We start from the raw sequence: 19,927 nt of genomic DNA, 5'->3' as shown, positions 1-19,927 counted from the left end.
CACGCAGGCTGCATTGCGGCGCGGCAGCGCATGTAGGACGGTGCGGCGACGCGAATGCGCTATGGATATCGGAACATACGCGTGCTGCTCGGCAGGGCCATGAGATCGGCAAGGATCGGCTGTACCGCCTGTATCGAGGCGAAGGTCTGTCGCCGCGTTACAGGCCCAATCGGCAAGCGACGCGCAAGATGCGCCGCCCGGTACGGGCGAAGTCGACGGCGCCCAATCGGGCGCGGCGTTTGGATTTCATCGTCGACCCGCTTTCGAGCGGTCAAAGGTTTCTCGCGCTGATCATCATCGATATCTTCACGCGTGGAGCGCTCGCGATCGACATGGGCCAGCGATGGGGCGCTTCGGATGTCGTTTGCGTATTGGACGAACCGAGAGTCAATCGCAGGGCGCCTCGTGTCATGCAACGGCCCACGATGCGATGCATGCCGGAACGCGCATGGGCTCCCGATGGGAGCCAATTGAGCGATGGCGGGCCTCGTATAACGAGAGTCCGGTTTCCCGGCGGCGCCTATTGTGCGATTTTTCCGTTTCTGATGTCTTTGTTGACAAATTGTGGCGGTAATGTAATTGTAATACTGAGGGGTCTGGATTCGCTATCCTAACTATGAGGTGAAATTGCGAATGCCAACTCAGATTTATGCAAAGCGATTGATTGCGACGTCGGGGCTCTGCGCGCTGATCGGTTGGGCGGCGTCGGCCGGTGCCCAGTCGCTCGGTTTCATGGACGCGCGTCAGACAGCAGGGGACGGCGGCCTCGTCGAGCAAATCGCGAACACCATGGTGTTCCCGAATTTTCGTGGCGATGCGAGAAGCGTGAGTAGTCTGTCGGTAGAGCGTCTTGGGCAAGCCAACGCCGTGCGCTCGATCAAGGTGCTCGTCGAGCGCGACGACAGCAGTGCCAACCTGTTCACGCTGCGCGCGGAAAATGCCAGCATCGCCGCGCGCGTATCGCCGTCGGCGATCGCGGTGACGTTCGGCGACAGCAATCCGTTGTCGCTGTCGCAAAGCACCGAATCGAAGCTTTTATGGCGGCCGATTCCTAAGGACGTCAAATATTTAATGTTCACGGCTTACCTCGTGCCGAAGACGACCGCGCAATCCGAATGGTCCGACAGCGTGATCGTGACCGCCAACGAGGCCGTCATACAAGGCGCAAGCATCGTCGCGGGGCGGGAGATCGCCGATCCGATTCGCTCGGCGCTTTCGCCCTATGGACTCGATGCGTTTGCCCGGTCCGGGATCGATGTGTCGTCCTCTCAGCGCGACAATCGCACGCTGGCGTTCGTCGAACAGCGGACGGTGCCGCTTGCCGACAGTCCGAATTCGCACCATCGCAGCAAGCGATGCTTCGAAGATTTCATTCAGGGCGTCACGTCACTATCCGCGTGGTGGTGGGAACGCCTGTTTGGCGCACCGAGCATTTGCTCGACCCGCACGAGCGATCCGATGCCCGATACGCAGATCGACCTCGTCACAACGCAGCCGTTACCGGTGAACGTCGATCTGAGCGTGTACGAGGCAAACGAGATCGGCGGTGGCAACGTGCCGGATTTCGACGTTGCGATGGGCGTCCTGTTCTGCGGTGATCGGCCGAATATGCGACGGGAAAGCGGACCGGACGCGTGCACGATGCAGGATCGCGAAGCGATCGCAGCTGTCGGGGAACTGCCGCCGACCACGATTCGCTCGCTGCTTCAACAGATCAACGCATACAACGTCGATAGCGCGTCCGGCGCGGCGGCACCGCTTCGTTTGACGACCGGCAACGCCCGGTTGGACGGGTGGCTGCTCGCCGATACGGAGCGTGCGGCAAATGCGCTTAGTACTGCGGAAAATGTCGTTCAGGTATCAGATAGCAGGGCGAAGCCGAACGAACCATCCAACTTGCGGCAACGGAAGAAGAAGGTCGTCAAGGCGAGTTGCGCCGACAACAATGCAACACGAGAAGCGACGGAGCAGGGCTGGGAGTGCGTGAAGAAGGCGAAGCGCAAGATCAAGCGGCAAGACGATGCGATCGCGCTGCCCCCGCAGTTGCAAACCGGTGGCCGCTATTATCTGGCGAGTCGAACGGCCGACGGACGCGAATTCAGTGCGCTTGTGAGTTCGTTACGCCAACAAAGAACGGAGATGCCGGCGGGGATGCGTCCCGACGAATTCGCGTCGCAGACGGCCGCGATCGCGCACGATGGCGCGGCAACCGGGGATAACCTCGGGATCGTCTATCTGAACGACCCGAGAGGCGTGCGCGGACAGCGCTTCGGGTATGGGCTCGAACATATCTGGGCGCCGGGCGGTGGCGGCGGCGACGACGGTCATCGAAACGATTGGCGCGCGTTGTCGGTCGATTCGCGCGATATGCTGACCCGGGTCATCATGGCGGCGCTGACCGATGTCGACGCGCAATATACGCAAACGCGAACGGCGGACGGCAAGGTTGTGCGTACCTATAGCCACTTCACGTTCCGCGACGGCGCTCGTGTGGCCGTGTTCCGCAATGTTCGCATCGTGCTGCGGCAAAACGGCATGGTCGTCACGGCGTTTCCGCTCAAGAAAGCGAAGCGGGAAGAAGTACAACTCTTCATGTGACGATATCGCCATGAAGCGGCTATGAAGCAAAGCGGCTGGCATGTTGTCGGCGATGCGTTCGTCGGGAATGTGCCGGCCGCTGCCACCGTGCCGGCCGTTCGGCCGCCTGGTCGGGCTCGAGCCGACTCGGCTACAGCCTCAATTACGATTGCGAATACTTACGAGAGCTGTCGAGCTTTGACCGGAAACGCTATCAGCTTAACATCCGAATCACACAATAACGATTGATCTAATTGTTTTATGGAGACAATAAAACGGTCATTTCTTATATGGGGAAATCCGGAACAAGAATTTCAGGCCGGACGTTCCCAGTCTCACATATTCCATCGGTCCTTCCTCCGTCGTCGGATCGATCAGCGCATCCCGCCGATCGTGTAGCCGCCGTCGACGAGGATCGATTTGCCGGTCACGAAGCGTGCCTCTCGTCGCTGCAGAGCCAGACGGCCGCGTCGGCCACGTCCTCAGGCGTGCCGATCCGCCGTGCGGGCGTGAATGCGGCGAAGGGACGCAACATCTCGTCGTTGCCGAAGCGGCGTGCCATCGCCGGCCGGTTGGCGAAGAACGGCAGCATCTGGGCGCGCTTGAGCACCTTGCTGTGAATCGTGCCGTCCGGGTCGACAAAGTGAATCTGAATGGGACCTACACATAAAAAGTCTATAATTTGCATTATGTAAAATTTAAGAACCCTTATAAGATCGCATCCATGATGCGACGCGCCATGCTCGAGTTCGGCGTTCCCCTTAGATTTTGATCTCCCATCTGCCGAAGTCACCCACCCAGGGTTGACTTTGATTTCTACGCAGTTTTCCGAATATGCGTCAAACGCGTTCGACTCGCGAGAGGCCCAATACATTTAATGTCGGCGAATTTCGTCGGATTGGACGATGGCGCCCCCAATGCTGTACTGCGATATTGCCGTCACCATGATGAAACTCGACGATTGCTGCGCTCACGATCGGCGCTTACGGCTCAAAGGTATCCTGGCGCGATCACGATACTTCTTCGCAATCCGACCATTACATAATTTGTCTGCAAACCGTGTCATCCTCCAATGGAAAGCCCTCGAGCCGTTGGCCATATGAAGATCCGGGCGGCGATCGCGCGACGCGGGACCCATCGCTTCTCGATTGATGACTGTACGCTCGAAGCCGAACCACATCGGCGCGAGGTTCGGTTGCGGCTGCTCGCTTGCGGCATTTGTCATACCGATCTGGCCGCACGCGACCAGCATTTACGCACTCCGTTGCCAGCGGTGCTCGGGCATGAGGGCGTTGGCGTGATAGAGGCAATCGGCCCCGAAGTCAGCGAACTCCATGTCGGACAACGTGTGCTGGCCAGCTTCGGGGCCTGTGGCGAGTGTTTTTCCTGTATGGCTCGAGCGCCAGCATACTGTCAACATCTAGCACGATTTTGCCTGCAGGGGCGACGGCTTGATGGCAGTTCGCCACTCAGCCAGGACGGCGCCCCCTTGACCGGTCACTTCTTTGGCCAATCCAGCTTCGCGACTCACGCGATTGCGGCTGCTGCAAACTTGGTTCCGCTCGACCCAGATCTGCCCCCCGCACTAATGGCGCCGCTGGCCTGCGGTGTGCAAACCGGCATGAGTGCCATGATCACTATCCTGGCTCCGGACGTGGATTCCGCCGTCGCCGTGTTCGGCTGTGGCGGCGTAGGCCTGGCCGCCATCATGGCAGCGCGTATCCAGGGTTGTCGCCACATCTTGGCCGTGGATCGGCTGGAGGAGCGGTTGGTTCTGGCCCGTGAACTTGGCGCTACCGCCACGGCGCACGACATCGAGGCCGCCGTAGAGCCTGTGGCAGTTTGGGGCGGACTCAGCCATGCGCTGGACACCACCGGGCAGCCTGCATTGATTGAGCGTGCCTTCCTCCACCTGCTGCGCTCGCGCGGCCAACTGGTCTGCGCCGGCGTTGGCCGCCCGGAGGCCACGCTCAACTTCAACCATAACGCGTTGATGCTCAGCGGCCGCACGCTGCGCGGCACGATCGAAGGCGATGCCGATCCGCGCAGTTTCGTGCCACGCATGCTGGATTGGTTCCGTCAAGGGCGGCTGCCGCTACATCGGCTGGTGAAAACCTACCCCTTCGACTCGATCAACGAGGCGGTGGCCGACATGGAAGCCGGACGCGTTATCAAGCCAGTGTTGGTGTTCGATCCCTTCGAGGGCTAGGAGAGACCAAACGATGAGTGCGCAATTAGAACGGATGCTGGCGCGCGGGCACAGTGAGCGCATCTCGCTGCAAGAGCTGGCAGCGTGGTTCGCTGGCCTACCGCCGACAGGCTGCGACTTCATGCAGGGCAATTGGACTGGCGGCGTATTCAACACTGGCCATCCCGGCGAGCTGATGCTTGCGCAGATGCGCTGGTGCGGAAAAAACTTCAACAGCGTCGAGGATGTCGCTCCTATCGTTTGCCGCGACGAACAGGGCCACCGGATCGTTAGCGAGGCGATGGGCGCCGCGCGACTGCGCATGATTTCGGCCCCCGGCGAAAGCGCGCCCACGGCCGCGATGGTCTACGACAAGCACCCCATCATCGATTATTTCAAGCGCCTGGATGACGACACGGTGCTAGGGGTGATGGACCGCAAAGGCGATGCGTTTCCGTTGTACTTCTATTTGCAACGATGGCGCGGTGAGTGATCTGCGCTTGCGCGCCAGACACGGCGCAAGGCGTCCTCAGGGGTTTATACCTATCCGAGTTATCACGCGTGTTGCCAAGGGTTCGGATTTCATCGTTTCAGACGATGCCGCCGCTGATCCGGAATCGCTAGGATAGGTTGCCGGACCAATTTGGGGGAGACATGATGAGCATAGCAAAACAATGGCCATTCGCTATTGCAGGCGCATTCGTCAGCACGGTACTGCCGTGGGGCAACCATGCCGAGGCACAATTGCTTGATCAGGCCGCAATCAGGTCGCCACTGGCGGCCGGTTGTAATGGCCAGCCTGATTCGACACCTGTACCAACCGACCCACGCACCTTGGTCGTGCCTGGAGTAAACACCAATCCGAATGCCGCTGTGCAGTTCAACGCTTTTTTCGTTGATTTGCATAACCCGCCCTCACCCTATGTCAAGCGCCTACCATCGCGGCCGACAACGTGTGGCGCATGGCGGGCAAGCGTCGCGCGTGGCCAGAATAACTTGCAAACGCGTCAGTACTTCCAGCCGATGGCGTTGGCGTCGAGCTACTACAACATCTGGCAGGTATGGGGCTACGCACAGCGCCCGGCGGATTTCGATGATCAAGTCGCCAAGCGATACGGTTTGTACCCGGCCCCGTTCCGCAATCCGTATCCGCTGCCCGGAGAGGACCCTAATTTGACGAATGGCGGCAGCGGCCAGTTGCCGCTTGGTCTGATTCAAGGGAAGGACGACAGCGGCAAGTGGACCGGCATGATTGCGGCCTCGTGCTCGTCCTGCCATGACTCGCGTTTGGGTTCAACGACCGAATCTGCTTTCACTTATGGTCATTCCAACAGTGCGAATGACTCCGGGTTGATTGCATCCGATTTATTGCGCTCGAATATTCTCACCTCACCCGGCGTATTGCTGCCAATTCCATGGAGCGTCGGACGCGGTTCGAGTGATGCGATCGGTCTCGTCACGCTACTGCCGGCCCTGTTCGACATGGACAATCTGATGCTGTCCCCCAGCCCGCTCGAGTATAAGGTCAACAGCCCGGCTGCCGGGATGACCAAGGCGCCGACCTGGTGGACTCGCGCCTTCAAGACGCGGCAATTCTGGGATGGTGCGCTCACCTCCGACAACGTGCATTCCGAAATGGCATTCGGCGTTGCCAACATTTCGCGTACCGCCGCGCAACGACGGAATTTGGAATCTGAGTTCGACGATATCAACAATTTTCTACTCTCGATGTCGCCTGCGCCGTATCCGCAGCCAATCAACACGACGCTTGCCAATCAAGGCGCTGTGATCTTCCACGAACGCAATCTGTGGGCAAATGGCGCTAACGCCGGCATTCCCAAACCGCCGGGTAACGGCTCTTGCGCCAGTTGCCATGGTGTGTATTCGCCGAAATACGTAAACGATCCGAACTACCTCCCCGATCCGCGCCTGAAAGGCGTAGCGGGCGTCGTCACGCCGATTCAGACGATTCAAACCGATCCACAGAGAATGCAACTGATGGCGAGTGATTTTCAGCGGCGTGCATGGGCATCGTCATGGTGGGCCTATAACGAACTCAGCCCCAGCTGGTACGCGTACTACGGCGATAATCAGTTGAATCCCCTGGACATCACGGCGAGTCAGTTGCGTCGCGTGCCCCGCGCTGCCTACGACAACGGAATCGGCCCGCTCTATTCCCCAATCGGGCCGAACCAATGGGCACTGCCTATTGGCTATGTCGCCCCTCCGTTGTATGGCGCTTGGGCGAATGCGCCTTATTTCCACAACGGAAGCGTACCCACGATTTGGGGAGTGTTGAAGCCAAGCGACCGCCCGAATGCCTGGACGCGTCCTTACAGCCCCCCCGGTATCGGAGGCAAGAATCAGGGCTTCGACTACAGTTACGCATCCTATGATTTTCAAAATCTCGGCTGGAAATACACTGCCGTCAATTGCAATAACACTTCGGCGACAAGTCCGTATGTCCCGTGTAATGGTCAGGCAACACCGGATCAACTGTTCTCGGCCTGGAATAATGTCATGGCGAAGTACTTTAATCTGGCTTACCAGTCGCCGCCGCCGATCACCGATCAGCAGATCCAGTCACGCATGATCTACAACAGCAATCTGTACGGCAACAGCAACGCCGGTCACACCTTTACGCAATCACTGACCGACGCAGAGCGTTTGGCATTGATCGAGTATCTAAAGACACTGTAACGGCGTGATGTAGTGGTGTTGCTCTCTTCTCCAGTGGTGAATTCCGCTTGCCGGCCCCTCCGGCAAGCGGTTTTTTAAACACATGTCGATTCAATCGCATTGCGATAGTCCTTGCTCCACAGCGGTCTCGCCACGCTTGACCGCCATAGGGCTTGCCTGCCGACGAGGCAACAAACTCCTCTTCAAGGATCTCGATCTCAGTGTGGGGGCAGGAGAAATCTTGTGGGTGCGCGGGCATAACGGCAGCGGCAAAACCAGTCTGCTCAAGCTGGCGGCTGGCTTGTCGCTCCCCGAGACCGGGCAGATAAGCTGGGGCGGCGTGCCGGTGCGGCAAGCTGACAGTTTTCGACGGCAACTCATCTACGTTGCCCACAGCAACGCGTTGAAGGAAGACCTCACGGTCAGTGAAGCGCTCACGTTTTTGCTGCGCATCCACGACCGACCCAGCGACAACTTGACGGTGCATGCCGCACTGCAAGCGTGGGATCTGCAAAGTCAGCACAACGCGATGGTACGCACGCTCTCGCAAGGCCAGCGGCGCCGTGTCACGCTGGCCCGCCTTACGGCAGACGATAGACCTTCGCTATGGATTCTCGACGAGCCTTTCGACGCGCTCGACACCGATGGCGTGGCGCGTCTCTGCGACACATTGCACAAGCATGCAAGCTGCGGCGGCACGACGCTGCTGACCAGCCACCAAGCCGTGGATATCGGAATGCTACGGCCGAAGGAAATCAACCTGGACCGGTATTGCTGAGATGCACGCGGCTTTTTTCGCCCTTTATCTACGCGATCTGCGGCTGGCCTTGCGCCGACGCATCGAAGCACTGCTGCCGATGGCCTTCATCATTATCGCGGTCAGCTTGTTCCCGTTAGGCGTCGGGCCCGAACCGCGGATGCTGCGCGAGATGGCGCCTGGCGTGGTCTGGGTCTGTGCGTTGCTGGCCTCCATGTTGTCCGTGAGCGGCCTGTATGCCGGCGATTTCACCGATGGCTCGCTGGAGCAGATGCTGCTGTCGGGCCACAGCGGCATTGTGATCGCGTGCGCCAAGGTCGCCGCACATTGGACGCTGACCGGGCTGCCGCTGATCGTGACTGCGCCGGTGATTGGCCTGATGCTCGGCATGAGCCTGCCGTCCTTGCTCGTGCTGAGCACAACGCTGCTGCTGGGCACGCCGATATTGAGCCTGCTTGGCTCGGTGGGGGCTGCCCTCACGCTGGGTCTGCGTAGCGCCGGCGTATTGATCATCCTGCTGGTTCTGCCACTGTCCCTTCCGGTACTGATCTTCGGCGCCGGCGCAATCAGCGCAGCCGAAGCGGGGCAATCGCCAAGCGGGCACTATTCGATCCTCGGCGCCCTGCTGATCTTTGCTGCACTGACCGCACCGCCGGCCACGTCGGCAGCTCTGCGTATCTCGCTGGAATGAGGAGCTTACGATGATCCGCTGGTTCACTTTCTCGGCACCTTCGCGTTTCTACAGACTGGCCAGCTTGCTCATCCCCTGGCTGTGGACCACGGCGGTACTGCTTGCGCTGATCGGGCTGTACACCGGCTTGTTCGTCGCACCCACGGATGCCCAGCAGGGAGAAGCCTACCGCATCATCTTCATCCATGTGCCGGCGGCCTGGATGTCAATGGTGATCTATCTGGCGATGGCCGGCTGGGCCGCCGTCGGCTGGATATTGAATGCGCGCATGGCCTCGATGCTGGCGCACGCGCTGGCGCCGACCGGTGCGTTGTTTACGTTCATCGCGCTATGGACCGGCTCGTTCTGGGGCAAACCGGCTTGGGGCACCTGGTGGGTGTGGGATGCCAGGCTAACGTCGGAGCTGATCCTGCTCTTCCTCTTCTTCGGCTACATCGCGCTGACCGGGGCGATCGACGACGTGCGGCGCACCGATAAGGCCGGTGCGTTGCTAGCGATCGTCGGCACCGTCAATGTACCGGTCATCTATTTCTCGGTGCGCTGGTGGAACACGCTGCACCAGGGTGCCACCGTCAGCATGACGGCCGCGCCCAAGATGGCCACCGTCATGCTCGTCGCGATGTTATTGATGATCTTCGCATTCTGGGCGTACACCTTTGCGGTGGTGTTCACCCGAGCCACGGCAATCGTGCTGGAGCGTGAATCACACGCCGATTGGGTGCGCGAGTTGGCGTCGGCATCCTCCTCGAATCTCGGCACGGAGCGATCCGCATGAACTGGCACACTGCATCCGAATTCCTGGCCATGGGCGGCTACGGTCTCTATGTTTGGGGAGCTTACTCGGTGACTGCGTTGATCATGCTGCTGGAACCTCGGGCGGCGGCGCACCGCCGGCGGCGCGCCCTACTGGATGCGGCGCGCGCCCGGAAAGCGGAGTCACGGCCATGAAGCCTCGCCACATGCGTTTGGCTATCGCGCTGGGCATCGCCGCTGCGGTGGGCGTAGGCGCCACACTGGTGCTCAATGCCTTCCGCAGCAATCTGGTGTTCTTCTATTCGCCATCGCAGGTGTTTGCCAAGGAGGCGCCGGCGGGTCGCACCTTTCGGCTGGGCGGCCTGGTGGAAAACGGCAGCGTGCGGCGCGATGGCCTGACGGTGAACTTCCTAGTGACAGACACCGTGCGGACCATACCGGTGCGCTATGAGGGCATCCTCCCAGACCTCTTCAGGGAGGGCAAGGGTGTGGTGGCCCAGGGGCAGATTAGCGGAGATGGCGTCTTCGTCGCTCGCGAGATATTGGCCAAGCACGATGAGAACTACATGCCGCCCGAGGCGGCCGACGCACTGAAGCAAGCTCATCGTATCAACGACAAAGTCGCCGCCACGGTGGTCAAGGAGGCAGGCAGACCATGATTCCCGAGCTTGGACAAATCGCGCTGCTGCTGGCGCTTGCCGTTGCCCTGATCCTGGGCACGCTGCCTCTGCTGGGTGCGGCCCGCGCGAGAGTCGACTGGATGTCGCTCGCTCGCCCTGCAGCGCAGACACATTTCATACTCGTCGGCATTGCCTTCCTGTGCCTCGCGAGCTGCTTCGCACGCAACGACTTCTCAGTGCTCTACGTGGCATCCAATTCCAACAGCGCCCTGCCGCTGCCCTACCGCATCGCCGGTGTCTGGGGAGGACACGAGGGCTCGTTGCTGCTATGGCTGATGATGCTCAGCATCTGGATGCTGGCCGTCGCGCAGCGCAGCCGGCATTTGCCGCAGCCACTCGTGGCGCGCATCCTCGCGGTGATGGGATTGATCAGCGTGGGCTTTCTGCTGTTCATGCTCACCACGTCCAACCCCTTCGTGCGCCTGTCTCCCGTACCGCCAGACGGCAACGATCTGAATCCGCTGCTGCAGGACCCGGGCATGGTGGCTCATCCGCCCATGCTTTACATGGGCTATGTCGGCTTTTCGGTAGCCTTCGCCTTTGCGCTAGCGGCGCTGCTGGGCGGCAATCTGGACGCCACCTGGGCGCGCTGGACCCGCCCTTGGACCACGGCGGCCTGGCTCTCCCTCACCATCGGCATCATGCTGGGCAGCATGTGGGCCTATTACGTGCTGGGCTGGGGCGGCTGGTGGTTCTGGGACCCGGTGGAAAATGCCTCCTTCATGCCGTGGCTAGCCGGCACGGCGTTGATTCATTCGCTAGCTGTGACTGAGAAGCGCGGTGCCTTCAAGTCCTGGACCGTATTGCTGGCGATCATCACCTTTTCGCTGTCGCTGCTTGGCACCTTCCTCGTCCGCTCAGGTGTGCTGTCCTCCGTGCATGCCTTCGCGACTGATCCCCGCCGCGGCCTTTTCATCCTGACGTTCCTCGCCGTCGTGATCGGCAGCTCGCTGGCCCTGTATGCCTGGCGCGCCCCTAAGGTCGGGCTAGGCGCACGCTTTGGCATCGTGTCGCGCGAGACCATGCTGCTCGGCAACAACGTGCTGTTTATCGTGGCAATGCTGTCAGTGCTGTTGGGCACGCTCTACCCGCTGCTGCTCGATGCGCTGGGCATGGGCAAGATCTCAGTCGGCCCCCCCTACTTTGACACGGTCTTCGTACCGTTGATGGCGCCGGTGGTCTTCCTGCTCGGCGTCGGCCCACTGGCGCGCTGGAAAGAAACCGAGTTGCCCGATCTCGCCAAACGCCTGCGCTGGGCCGCCGCGGTGGCGGTAATCGCCGCCGCCGCGACCGGCTGGCTGGCCGGCCGCCTCTCGCTGGGACCGACGTTGGGCTTCCTGATGGCCTACTGGATTGTGGCTTCCGTCGCGACCGACCTATGGGAGCGCGTGCGGCCCACCGGCGGTGTCAAGACGAAGCTCATAGCCCGCCTGCGCCTGTTGCCACGCGCCATGATCGGCATGATGATTGCCCATCTCGGGGTCGCCGCCTTCGCTTTTGGGGTGAGCATGGTCAAGACCTTCGAAGTCGAGCGCGACGTGAGGATGGACGTCGGCGACACCACTGAGCTGGCCGGTTACGTCTTCGCATTCCGTGGCGTCAGGGACATGCAGGGGCCCAACTACGATGGCGTGCAGGGCCTGATCGAGGTCACGCGCAATGGTCGTCCGGTGGTGCAGCTGCGGCCCGAAAAACGTATCTACCGCGTACAGCGCACCCCCATGACCGAGGCGGCGATCGATCCCGGTCTGACGCGCGATCTCTATGTCTCGCTGGGCGAACCGATTCACGGCGGCGGCACCTGGATCGTGCGCGTCTACGTCAAGCCTTTTGTCGACTGGATCTGGGGGGGCTGCCTGCTGATGGCGATCGGCGGCGCCCTGGCTGCCAGCGACCGCCGCTATCGCGCCCGCTCAAAGGCCGATCAGCGTCGGACCGCCTGCGCAAGTTCGGGAGCCGACGCATGAAAAGCCTGCGCTTCCTCTTACCACTCGTCGTGTTCGCGATCCTCGCGGGCTTCCTGTGGCGCGGCCTGCGACTAGACCCCCACGAGGTGCCTTCGCCACTGATCGACAAGCCAGCGCCGCGCTTCGTGTTGACGCGGCTGGATGATCCGTCCGCCCTCGTCCGGCGCGACGACATGTTGGGCAGAGTCTGGATGCTCAACGTGTGGGCCTCGTGGTGCGTCGCCTGCCGCGAGGAGCATCCTACGCTGGTAGCCTTCTCACGCACCGGGGCTGTCCCCATCATCGGCCTGAATTACAAGGACAAGCGCGCCGACGGCGTTGGCTGGCTGAGCCGGTTCGGCAACCCTTACGAGGCATCGGCCTTCGACCAGGACGGACACGTGGGCATCGACTTCGGCGTCTACGGGGTACCCGAGACCTTCATCATTGATAAGCGGGGAGTAATCCGCTTCAAGCAGACTGGCCCACTCACGGCTCAGGTCATTAACGAGCGTGTCCTTCCCTTGTTAAGGCAACTCAATGGCTAGGCTTCTCGCCTCAGTGCTTCTGGGCCTGCTATCCCTGGTTTCCAGCGCCAAGGATGCCACACCGGCCGCTGACGATCCGACTCTGGAAGCGCATATGCTGCGTATCACAGGCGAGCTGCGCTGCCTGGTATGTCAAAACCAGACCATTGCCGATTCGCATGCGGATCTTGCGGAAGACTTGAGAGAAGAGGTACGCGTGATGTTGCGCAAGCACGAAAGCGACGAGCAGATCGTCAAGTACATGACGGACCGCTATGGCGACTTCGTGCTCTACCGTCCGCCGTTCAAGGCCACCACCCTGCTGCTGTGGCTCGGCCCCGCCGCGCTTTTGCTGATCGGCGCCACGAGTCTGTTCTTGGTGCTGCGTCGGCGCGCCCGAATGAGCGACGACTGCTTTGAGCCCGACACACTCGACGAGCGCGGCGCCGCGCGGGAAACTCAGTCATGACGGCCGCCTTCTATTTGAGCGCTATTGCGATGTGCCTGTTGGCAGCCGCGCTACTGACGCGGCTTTCATGGTGGCCCTTCGATCGCGCTGAGCGGAATGCGTCCGGCAAGCAAGCCCGCGAGACGCGATCCGTGGCGTCGCCTGCCCTGGCCGTCGCACTGGCGCTGTTGCTCTGCGTCGTTGCGGGCGGCGGCTACTACTGGATCGGCTCGCCCTCCAGCCTCCCCCTCGGCCCGAATAGTTCATCCCCGCGAGTCTCGGGAAGCGATGGCGCCGCTCCCCGCTCGACGCTGCCAGATCAGCTCCTGGTCGACCAGTTGGCCGAGCGCATGAAGAACCGACCTAACGACGCCGAAGGCTGGTGGATGCTTGCACGCGCTTACGCGAACCTGGGCAAGCATGCTCAAGCCGTGGAGGCTTACAAACAGGCAGCCAAGCTGCGGCCAGACGATGCCTCAATGCTCGTTGACTACGCCGAATCACTCGCAATCGCGAACGGTCGCAGCCTCGAGGGAGAACCGGCCAAACTGATTGCCCGTGCGCTCGAGATCGATCCGAAGAATCCCAAGGTGCTCGCTTTCGCTGGAGCCGTGGCCTTCAACCGCAGCGACTATAAGAGCACGTTGCAGTACTGGAACACGCTGCTGCAAGTGGAGCCGGCGGACAGCCCGCTCTCGCAGAAGATACGCGGCGCCATCGTGCGAGTTCGCCAATTGGCCGGACTGCCGCCGGACGCGGACGTCGCGCCGGTTGCCTCCCGTCCCAAATAGCCGGCAGGGCCGCCGCATCGTAAGGTGTGTTCTGTGGCATGCGATGATCTCGTGGATTTTGATGCTGATCTCGATCGGGATGGATTGCCAGCACGTTCGCACAACTGGAATTTGCGCTCGCTCGGTAGCAGTGCGCTCGAGCAGACGAGTGGATTTAGAAACCCCGAATCGATTCGAGAATCTGTTTTCCGGAAAATTCTCTCGTTAATCGGGAAAGGTTGATCGCATTAGACAATTTGCTTTTATTACTTAGGTATCCAAATTTACAAGATTGGCACAGTCGCAAACGCAGGTTTCAGGATGGGATTCCAAATATGAACCGAAGAGATATGGTGAAGGCTACGGCCGTTATAGGTGGTAGCACCGCAGTGACGCTTGCGGTCCGGGCGGAGGTGCTTTCCGGATTGAGTAACTGGCTCTGTTCCGCAGCCTGCAAAGTGTCCAGTCCGTCGAGTCCAGTAGCCAGCCAAACGGTGGCTGCGGCGGCAGGATCAACTTTAGTGCCGACCCTGCCTCAATATGACACGCCTCAAGGGCGGCTCGCGCGGGCTACCTATACGGAAGTTCAAAAACTGAACTATGTCTGGACAGAAAATTTCCCCAACTCGGCGAATATTCCGATGGCGGCAACCGTAACGGCTGAGGATTTGCCAACCGTCGAGTGGCAACTGCTGGCAGCCGAAACCCTAGTCAAGATTCTGACCAACTTCCTGGCGGCAGCTCCCAGCAGTGCCGTATCGCTCTGGCAGAACCAGTTGAATTCGATCACTGCCAGTATTGCCTCGGTGCAATCGAGCTATAGCGCGCTGCTGGCCAATCCCGGCGATTCGGCTGCGTTGGCGAAGATCTCGACGCTCCAGTCGACACTGCTGACGACGCTGCAAACGATCCATACTCTGATCCAATCGATCATTACGCAGTTGAATCTGCTCTACGCAGCCCAGGACAGCAACCGCAACGAAACGAACTATAAAGCGCTGTTCGCGACCATTCCGTTACCGGACATTGCCAATACGTTTCATCAAGACAGCGTATTCGCACATCTGCGCGTCGGGGGCCAGAATCCCGCGTTGATCCAAGGAGTCTCCGGCCTTCCGTCGAAGTTCCCGTTGACCAATACGCAGTACCGACAAGTCATGGGACCGTCGGACGACCTCGGCACAGCGGCACTTGAGCATCGACTGTATCTGCTGGATTACGCCGCGCTCGGACAGGTCGCCACGTCAGGCCCCGTTTCCAAACTCTTGACCGGGACCGGCTATTCATACGCGCCGATCGCACTATTCGCGATTCCGAAGGGCGGAACGTCGTTGGTACCGGTCGCCATCCAGTGCGATCAGGACCCGTCCGTCAATCCGATCTTCCTTCCCGCGGACCCGAGCAATGCATCGGCATACTGGGCATGGCAGCAGGCCAAGAGTGTCGTGCAGGGAGCCGAAGAGAATTATCATGAGATGTTCGTGCATCTTTCACGCACGCACTTCGTAAGCGAAGTCTTCGCGATGGCAACCCATCGCAATCTCGCGAATACCCATCCGCTTTATCTCCTGCTGACGCCCCATTTCGAAGGTACGCTCTATATCAACGAAAGCGCGTCACTCATTCTGCTTCCGCCAGTTCCTCTCGGGTTCATCAATACGCTGTTTGCCGAGACCATCCCGCTAATCGAGCAGGGCGTGGCGGCAGATCGGTTGGCATTCGATTTCTACCAACATATGCTCCCGACCGATCTGGCAAATCGCAAAGTGGACAATCCAGCCTTTCTGCCCGATTACCCTTATCGGGACGACGGCCTGCTGATCTGGAATGCGATCGCCGCGTGGGCCGCGGATTATGTGGACGTCTATTATCAATCCGATAGCGATGTCACCGGCGATTATGAACTCGCCGCATGGGTCAACGATGTCGCCAACAACGGACATGTCAAAGGTTTTGTACCGATCACGTCGAAGCCGCAGTTGGTGAACGTGCTGACGCTCGTCATTTTCAACGCGAGCGCGCAGCATGCAGCAATCAATTTTCCGCAGCGCGATCTCTGTACGTATGCGCCGGCGCTCTCGGCCTTGCTGTCCGCACCGGCACCAACCGGCACGAACGGACAAAGCCAGGATAGCTGGAACAAGATGTTGCCGCCAATGATCGCCGCGATCGAACGCGTCGCGATCTATGAGTTGCTCGGCGGGATCTATTACCGCAATCTCGGTGACTATCGGAGCAATGTCTTCCCGTACTTACCGCTCATCACTGATCCTAGGGTCACGTACAGCGGCGGCCCGCTGCAGCGATTTCAGCAAGCACTTCAGCAGGCTGAAGCCACGATTAACAATCGCAATCTAACGCGAGCCACGCCTTATCCGTACTTGCTGCCAAGTCGAATTCCCGCCAGCACCAACATCTGACTGATCGCCTCGTCCAGCCAGAAGTGACGACGTTTCGTAACAGCAAAGCCGGTTTTCTTATGTGCTGGTCCGCATCACGTTCATCGTCGAATCCGACGATTCGAAAAGACCCGCTTCCTCCCTATACTCGCTGGCATCCTCCCGCAGCGGATCAGTCGACGCATGCACGCAAGGCTGGATGCGACCGGTGCCATGCCTAAGATGTGTTTGAACCATCTTTCGGCCGCACACATACAAGGCCCGTAACACGGTGCGAACAGAACCCCAGGCATTCCATCCTCATCATGAACTTCGAGCTTTCACCCGAACTAATCGATCTACGTGATCGAACACGCCAGTTCATTGTCGAACAGGTTATCCCGCTGGAAAACGATGCGCGGCAAGACGCGCACGGGCCAAGCGAGGCATTGCGCGATGAACTGATCAATCGCGCCCGGCATGCAGGTCTGTTGACACCGCACGCGTCGGTCGAGATGGGGGGATTGGGATTGAGTCATGTGGCCAAGGCCGTGGTGTTCGAGGAAGCCGGATACTCGTGGCTCGGCCCAACCTCGCTCAACATTCACGCCCCCGACGAAGGCAACATCCACCTGATGGAAACCGTGGCGTCCGACGCGCAGAAGGAGCGGTGGTTGCGGCCGCAAGTTCAAGGCCGCACGCGCTCGTGTTTCGCGATGACCGAACCGCAGCCAGGCGCCGGCGCGGATCCTTCGATGCTGACCACGACGGCAATACGGGACGGCAACAGCTACCTTGTCACCGGGCGCAAGTGGTTCATCACCGGTGCCAGCGGCGCCGATTACGTCATTATCATGGCTCGCATGGAAGACGGATCGGCCACGATGTTTCTGGCCGACATGAACCGCGAAGGTATCCGTCTGGAGCGCAGCATGGAGGCGATGGACCGCTGCTTCACCGGCGGACATGGGGTGTTGACATTCGATCGCGTGCGCATTCCCGCGACCGATGTGCTGGGTGAAATTGGCAAAGGTTTTTTGTATGCACAGGTGCGGCTCGCGCCGGCGCGTCTCACACATTGCATGCGTTGGCTCGGACAAGCGCGCCGCGCGCACGACATCGCCACGGAATACGCGCGCAAACGCCGAGCGTTCGGCAGGCTGCTCGGCGAACATGAAGGCGTGGGCTTCCTGCTCGCAGACAACGAAATGGACCTGCAGACTGCCCGACTGCATATCTGGCATACCGCGTGGCTGCTCGATCAGGGACATCGCTGCAGTTTCGAGTCGAGCCGAGCCAAGGTGGTGTGTTCGGAGGCGCAATGGCGAACGGTCGACCGCTGCGTACAGATTCTCGGCGGCCAGGGCGTGACTACCGAAACGGCGGTGATGCGCATCTTTCTGGATATGCGGGCATTCCGCATCTATGACGGTCCGAGCGAGGTACATCGCTGGAGCATGGCGCGTAAGATCGTCGACACAGCGGGGAAGCCATCGTGAAATCGTCGATCTTCGAAGCATCGTGGGCCATCGGTCGCATCATGCCGCAGGCCAGCTCGCAGGAAACAGAGCGCTGTTTCATACAACTTCGACTGACGAGTCCGCAATGACGCAATCGCACTTTTTCTCAGCGATGGATGCCTATCTGCACGATCATGGGTTCGCGGGACCGGGATCGATTGTGATCACGCCGCTATCAGGTGGTCAATCGAATCCGACTTTTCGCATCGATTGCGCGCGAGGCCGTTACGTCCTTCGTAAAAAGCCGACGGGCCACCTGGTGGCATCCGCTCACGCGATCGACCGTGAGTACCGCGTGATGAAAGCACTGCAAGAAAGCGCCGTTCCGGTGCCCGAGATGCTCGTGTATTGCGAAGACACATCGATTATCGGCACGCCCTTTTTCCTCATGGAATATCTGGATGGCCGGGTTCTGGTTGATCAATCGCTGCCGGGCATGATGCCGGCGCAACGGCGGGCGATTTACGCAGAAATGAATCGCATCATCGCTGCGCTGCATCACATTGACGTTGCGGCAGTCGGTCTGAAGGATTACGGTAAAACCAGCAACTATTTCGCGCGGCAGATCGCCCGGTGGTCGAAACAGTGCCGCGAGTTGACGCTACCTGTAAGCGCCGCCATGACCAAACTGATGGATTGGCTGCCCGAGCAAATACCTGACGGTGACGAGACAACGCTCGTGCATGGCGACTATCGGCTCGACAATCTCGTGTTCCATCCAACTGAACCGCGCGTACTCGGCGTGCTCGACTGGGAACTGTCGACGCTCGGCCATCCGCTCGCCGATTTCTCATACCACGCGATGAGCTGGCAAATTCCGCCACGTATTTGGCGCGGCATCGCCGGTTTGAATCTGGCGGAATTGGGCATTCCCGCCGAAGCGGATTACATCGGTCAATATGAAGCCGCGACGGGCCGTCAAGCGCGCGAGCACTGGGATTTCTATCTCGCGTACAACTTGTTTCGGATGGCCGCGATCCTGCATGGCATCGGCGCGCGCGCCGTACTCGGCAATGCGACCGCCGTGGACGCGATAGACACGGCGGCCAAAAGCGCGCCATTAGCGGAAATCGGCTGGGCATGCGCCCAGCGGTACGACGCCACACGTCGCTGATCTGGGTGCGACTCCGTCATGGGCGCCCGTCGACCGCGGACATCCGGCCGGTTGCCGCGCGACTCAGGCTCATGCCGACCTGGCCTTGAAATCCGGTTCGCGCCGCTCAATGAACGCACGCACGCCCTCGGCAAACTCGGGCCGATCGATCAGCTCGCGCTGGCGTTCGGCCTCGTAGCACAACTGCTCGGCGAGGCTGTGCCTGTCTGCGGCATCCTGCGCGCGGCGCGATTCCAACACGGCATGCACAGGCTGTGCCGCCAAGCGCCGCGCCACCGCCAGCGCCTCGGTCAACAGTGCTTCGTCATCAACGCACGCCCACACCAGTCCCCACCGCTCCGCCTGCTCAGCCGACAGGCGATCACCCAGCAACATGAGCCCGGTCATGCGTGCACGGCTGACCAGCCGGCTCATGAACCACGTGGCACCCAGATCGGGGACGATGCCCAGCCTGGGCAGGGAAGGCAAGTAAAAATAGGCCGAACGCGCGGCGATCACCACATCGGCCGTGAGCGCTAGACCCATGCCCCCGCCCACCGCGGCGCCATTGAGCGCGCATACCACCGGCAGGGGCAGCTCGCGCAGTTCCTGCACCAGACGGTTCGACTGCTCATGCATGATGTCGGCGGTCCGCTGGCCCAAGGTACGGCCATCATGGTCACCAGCGTCGCTTGCGTTGGCGGAGCGCATGCCGGAAAGGTCCACGCCTGCGCAGAATGCCTTGCCCTCGCCGGTGAGCAGCAATGCGCGCACGCTGGGATCAGCACGCAGCACGGCCAGGCTTTCGCGAAGCTCGGCCTGCATCGTCACCGTCAGCGGATTCATGCGCGCGGCGTTGACGATGCGGACGATGGCCACATCGCCGTCGCGTTCAAGGCGGATCTCACTCATCGTCATAC

General features: G+C 60.5%; 18 protein-coding genes and 1 pseudogene. 17 read left to right on the top strand and 2 right to left on the bottom strand.

The genetic code is table 11. The features are described 5' to 3' along the window. Positions 1–42 precede the first annotated feature (42 nt). Together BSIN_RS26475 and BSIN_RS10865 are read left to right on the top strand one after the other, a co-directional pair. A pseudogene (locus tag BSIN_RS26475) lies at positions 43–413 on the top strand (IS3 family transposase); the annotation flags it as partial. 220 nt (positions 414–633) lie between these two features. After that, on the top strand, positions 634–2,598 hold the full coding sequence (locus tag BSIN_RS10865) for a hypothetical protein (RefSeq protein WP_256583745.1): 1,965 nt from the start codon (positions 634–636) through the stop codon (positions 2,596–2,598). A 406-nt stretch (positions 2,599–3,004) separates the two neighbouring features. Here the strand turns inward: BSIN_RS10865 and BSIN_RS26200 are convergent, their stop codons facing one another. Further along, positions 3,005–3,451, bottom strand: a complete 447-nt coding sequence (locus tag BSIN_RS26200) for a hypothetical protein (RefSeq protein WP_218192416.1) — start codon at positions 3,449–3,451, stop codon at positions 3,005–3,007. 225 nt (positions 3,452–3,676) lie between these two features. On the opposite strand from BSIN_RS26200, the gene BSIN_RS10855 reads away from it, so the two are divergent. The 15 genes from BSIN_RS10855 to BSIN_RS10785 all read left to right on the top strand — a co-directional run bounded on the left by BSIN_RS10855 (position 3,677) and on the right by BSIN_RS10785 (position 19,028). After that, a complete protein-coding gene (locus tag BSIN_RS10855) occupies positions 3,677–4,786 on the top strand; it encodes an NAD(P)-dependent alcohol dehydrogenase (RefSeq protein WP_159935948.1) in 1,110 nt (369 codons plus the stop codon). Between the two features lie 34 nt (positions 4,787–4,820). Continuing rightward, a complete protein-coding gene (locus tag BSIN_RS10850) occupies positions 4,821–5,258 on the top strand; it encodes a DUF4334 domain-containing protein (protein WP_159935946.1) in 438 nt (145 codons plus the stop codon). A 161-nt stretch (positions 5,259–5,419) separates the two neighbouring features. Beyond that, positions 5,420–7,465 carry a rubber dioxygenase RoxA gene (gene roxA / locus BSIN_RS10845; protein WP_218192415.1) on the top strand — a complete coding sequence of 682 codons (2,046 nt, stop codon included), beginning with the start codon at positions 5,420–5,422 and terminating at the stop codon, positions 7,463–7,465. A 136-nt stretch (positions 7,466–7,601) separates the two neighbouring features. Beyond that, the gene (gene ccmA, locus BSIN_RS10840; RefSeq protein WP_256583744.1) at positions 7,602–8,222 is read left to right on the top strand and encodes a cytochrome c biogenesis heme-transporting ATPase CcmA; all 621 of its coding nucleotides are present in this window, start codon (positions 7,602–7,604) and stop codon (positions 8,220–8,222) included. Between the two features lies 1 nt (position 8,223). Further along, positions 8,224–8,892 (top strand): heme exporter protein CcmB, encoded by a 669-nt coding sequence (gene ccmB / locus BSIN_RS10835; RefSeq protein WP_089340497.1) that lies wholly within the window; start codon positions 8,224–8,226, stop codon positions 8,890–8,892. 10 nt (positions 8,893–8,902) lie between these two features. Next, the gene (gene ccmC, locus BSIN_RS10830) at positions 8,903–9,667 is read left to right on the top strand and encodes a heme ABC transporter permease CcmC (protein ID WP_089340496.1); all 765 of its coding nucleotides are present in this window, start codon (positions 8,903–8,905) and stop codon (positions 9,665–9,667) included. Further along, positions 9,664–9,840 carry a heme exporter protein CcmD gene (ccmD, locus tag BSIN_RS10825; RefSeq protein WP_083237280.1) on the top strand — a complete coding sequence of 59 codons (177 nt, stop codon included), beginning with the start codon at positions 9,664–9,666 and terminating at the stop codon, positions 9,838–9,840. The genes ccmC and ccmD overlap by 4 nt, the downstream gene beginning before the upstream one ends. Then, entirely contained in the window at positions 9,837–10,304 is a 468-nt protein-coding gene (ccmE, locus tag BSIN_RS10820; protein WP_089340495.1) for a cytochrome c maturation protein CcmE, read from the top strand. The genes ccmD and ccmE overlap by 4 nt, the downstream gene beginning before the upstream one ends. Next, positions 10,301–12,292 carry a heme lyase CcmF/NrfE family subunit gene (locus tag BSIN_RS10815; protein ID WP_089340494.1) on the top strand — a complete coding sequence of 664 codons (1,992 nt, stop codon included), beginning with the start codon at positions 10,301–10,303 and terminating at the stop codon, positions 12,290–12,292. The genes ccmE and BSIN_RS10815 overlap by 4 nt, the downstream gene beginning before the upstream one ends. After that, the gene (locus tag BSIN_RS10810) at positions 12,289–12,819 is read left to right on the top strand and encodes a DsbE family thiol:disulfide interchange protein (RefSeq protein WP_089340493.1); all 531 of its coding nucleotides are present in this window, start codon (positions 12,289–12,291) and stop codon (positions 12,817–12,819) included. The genes BSIN_RS10815 and BSIN_RS10810 overlap by 4 nt, the downstream gene beginning before the upstream one ends. After that, the gene (locus tag BSIN_RS10805; protein WP_089340492.1) at positions 12,812–13,267 is read left to right on the top strand and encodes a cytochrome c-type biogenesis protein; all 456 of its coding nucleotides are present in this window, start codon (positions 12,812–12,814) and stop codon (positions 13,265–13,267) included. The genes BSIN_RS10810 and BSIN_RS10805 overlap by 8 nt, the downstream gene beginning before the upstream one ends. Then, the gene (locus BSIN_RS10800) at positions 13,264–14,037 is read left to right on the top strand and encodes a tetratricopeptide repeat protein (RefSeq protein ID WP_089340491.1); all 774 of its coding nucleotides are present in this window, start codon (positions 13,264–13,266) and stop codon (positions 14,035–14,037) included. Before BSIN_RS10805 ends, BSIN_RS10800 begins: the two co-directional genes overlap by 4 nt. A 314-nt stretch (positions 14,038–14,351) precedes the next feature. Next, positions 14,352–16,436: a lipoxygenase family protein gene (locus BSIN_RS10795; RefSeq protein ID WP_256583742.1), complete on the top strand. Its 2,085-nt coding sequence runs from the start codon at positions 14,352–14,354 to the stop codon at positions 16,434–16,436. 284 nt (positions 16,437–16,720) lie between these two features. Next, positions 16,721–17,893 (top strand): acyl-CoA dehydrogenase family protein, encoded by a 1,173-nt coding sequence (locus BSIN_RS10790; RefSeq protein ID WP_089340489.1) that lies wholly within the window; start codon positions 16,721–16,723, stop codon positions 17,891–17,893. A 106-nt stretch (positions 17,894–17,999) separates the two neighbouring features. Beyond that, positions 18,000–19,028 (top strand): phosphotransferase, encoded by a 1,029-nt coding sequence (locus tag BSIN_RS10785; RefSeq protein WP_089340488.1) that lies wholly within the window; start codon positions 18,000–18,002, stop codon positions 19,026–19,028. A 69-nt stretch (positions 19,029–19,097) separates the two neighbouring features. On the opposite strand, the gene BSIN_RS10780 is transcribed toward BSIN_RS10785, so the two are convergent. Further along, positions 19,098–19,919 carry an enoyl-CoA hydratase-related protein gene (locus BSIN_RS10780; RefSeq protein WP_369828169.1) on the bottom strand — a complete coding sequence of 274 codons (822 nt, stop codon included), beginning with the start codon at positions 19,917–19,919 and terminating at the stop codon, positions 19,098–19,100. Positions 19,920–19,927: the final 8 nt, after the last annotated feature.

It is taken from the genome of Burkholderia singularis (assembly GCF_900176645.1).
Lineage (GTDB): Bacteria > Pseudomonadota > Gammaproteobacteria > Burkholderiales > Burkholderiaceae > Burkholderia > Burkholderia singularis.
The sequence above is the reverse complement of the archived record's forward strand: the minus strand, read 5'-3'. Positions and strand labels throughout refer to the sequence as shown.

What these genes read in the sequence shown, in the direction of transcription:
- BSIN_RS10855 (WP_159935948.1), top strand. Translation starts at nt 3,677, where the DNA reads ATGAAGATCCGGGCGGCGATCGCGCGACGCGGGACCCATCGCTTCTCG.
- BSIN_RS26200 (WP_218192416.1), bottom strand. Translation starts at nt 3,451, where the DNA reads ATGTATTGGGCCTCTCGCGAGTCGAACGCGTTTGACGCATATTCGGAA.
- BSIN_RS10850 (WP_159935946.1), top strand. Translation starts at nt 4,821, where the DNA reads ATGCTGGCGCGCGGGCACAGTGAGCGCATCTCGCTGCAAGAGCTGGCA.
- ccmB (WP_089340497.1), top strand. Translation starts at nt 8,224, where the DNA reads ATGCACGCGGCTTTTTTCGCCCTTTATCTACGCGATCTGCGGCTGGCC.
- BSIN_RS10810 (WP_089340493.1), top strand. Translation starts at nt 12,289, where the DNA reads ATGAAAAGCCTGCGCTTCCTCTTACCACTCGTCGTGTTCGCGATCCTC.
- roxA (WP_218192415.1), top strand. Translation starts at nt 5,420, where the DNA reads ATGATGAGCATAGCAAAACAATGGCCATTCGCTATTGCAGGCGCATTC.
- BSIN_RS10865 (WP_256583745.1), top strand. Translation starts at nt 634, where the DNA reads ATGCCAACTCAGATTTATGCAAAGCGATTGATTGCGACGTCGGGGCTC.
- BSIN_RS10805 (WP_089340492.1), top strand. Translation starts at nt 12,812, where the DNA reads ATGGCTAGGCTTCTCGCCTCAGTGCTTCTGGGCCTGCTATCCCTGGTT.
- BSIN_RS10795 (WP_256583742.1), top strand. Translation starts at nt 14,352, where the DNA reads ATGAACCGAAGAGATATGGTGAAGGCTACGGCCGTTATAGGTGGTAGC.
- ccmD (WP_083237280.1), top strand. Translation starts at nt 9,664, where the DNA reads ATGAACTGGCACACTGCATCCGAATTCCTGGCCATGGGCGGCTACGGT.
- BSIN_RS10780 (WP_369828169.1), bottom strand. Translation starts at nt 19,919, where the DNA reads ATGAGTGAGATCCGCCTTGAACGCGACGGCGATGTGGCCATCGTCCGC.
- ccmE (WP_089340495.1), top strand. Translation starts at nt 9,837, where the DNA reads ATGAAGCCTCGCCACATGCGTTTGGCTATCGCGCTGGGCATCGCCGCT.
- BSIN_RS10785 (WP_089340488.1), top strand. Translation starts at nt 18,000, where the DNA reads ATGACGCAATCGCACTTTTTCTCAGCGATGGATGCCTATCTGCACGAT.
- BSIN_RS10815 (WP_089340494.1), top strand. Translation starts at nt 10,301, where the DNA reads ATGATTCCCGAGCTTGGACAAATCGCGCTGCTGCTGGCGCTTGCCGTT.
- BSIN_RS10800 (WP_089340491.1), top strand. Translation starts at nt 13,264, where the DNA reads ATGACGGCCGCCTTCTATTTGAGCGCTATTGCGATGTGCCTGTTGGCA.
- BSIN_RS10790 (WP_089340489.1), top strand. Translation starts at nt 16,721, where the DNA reads ATGAACTTCGAGCTTTCACCCGAACTAATCGATCTACGTGATCGAACA.
- ccmC (WP_089340496.1), top strand. Translation starts at nt 8,903, where the DNA reads ATGATCCGCTGGTTCACTTTCTCGGCACCTTCGCGTTTCTACAGACTG.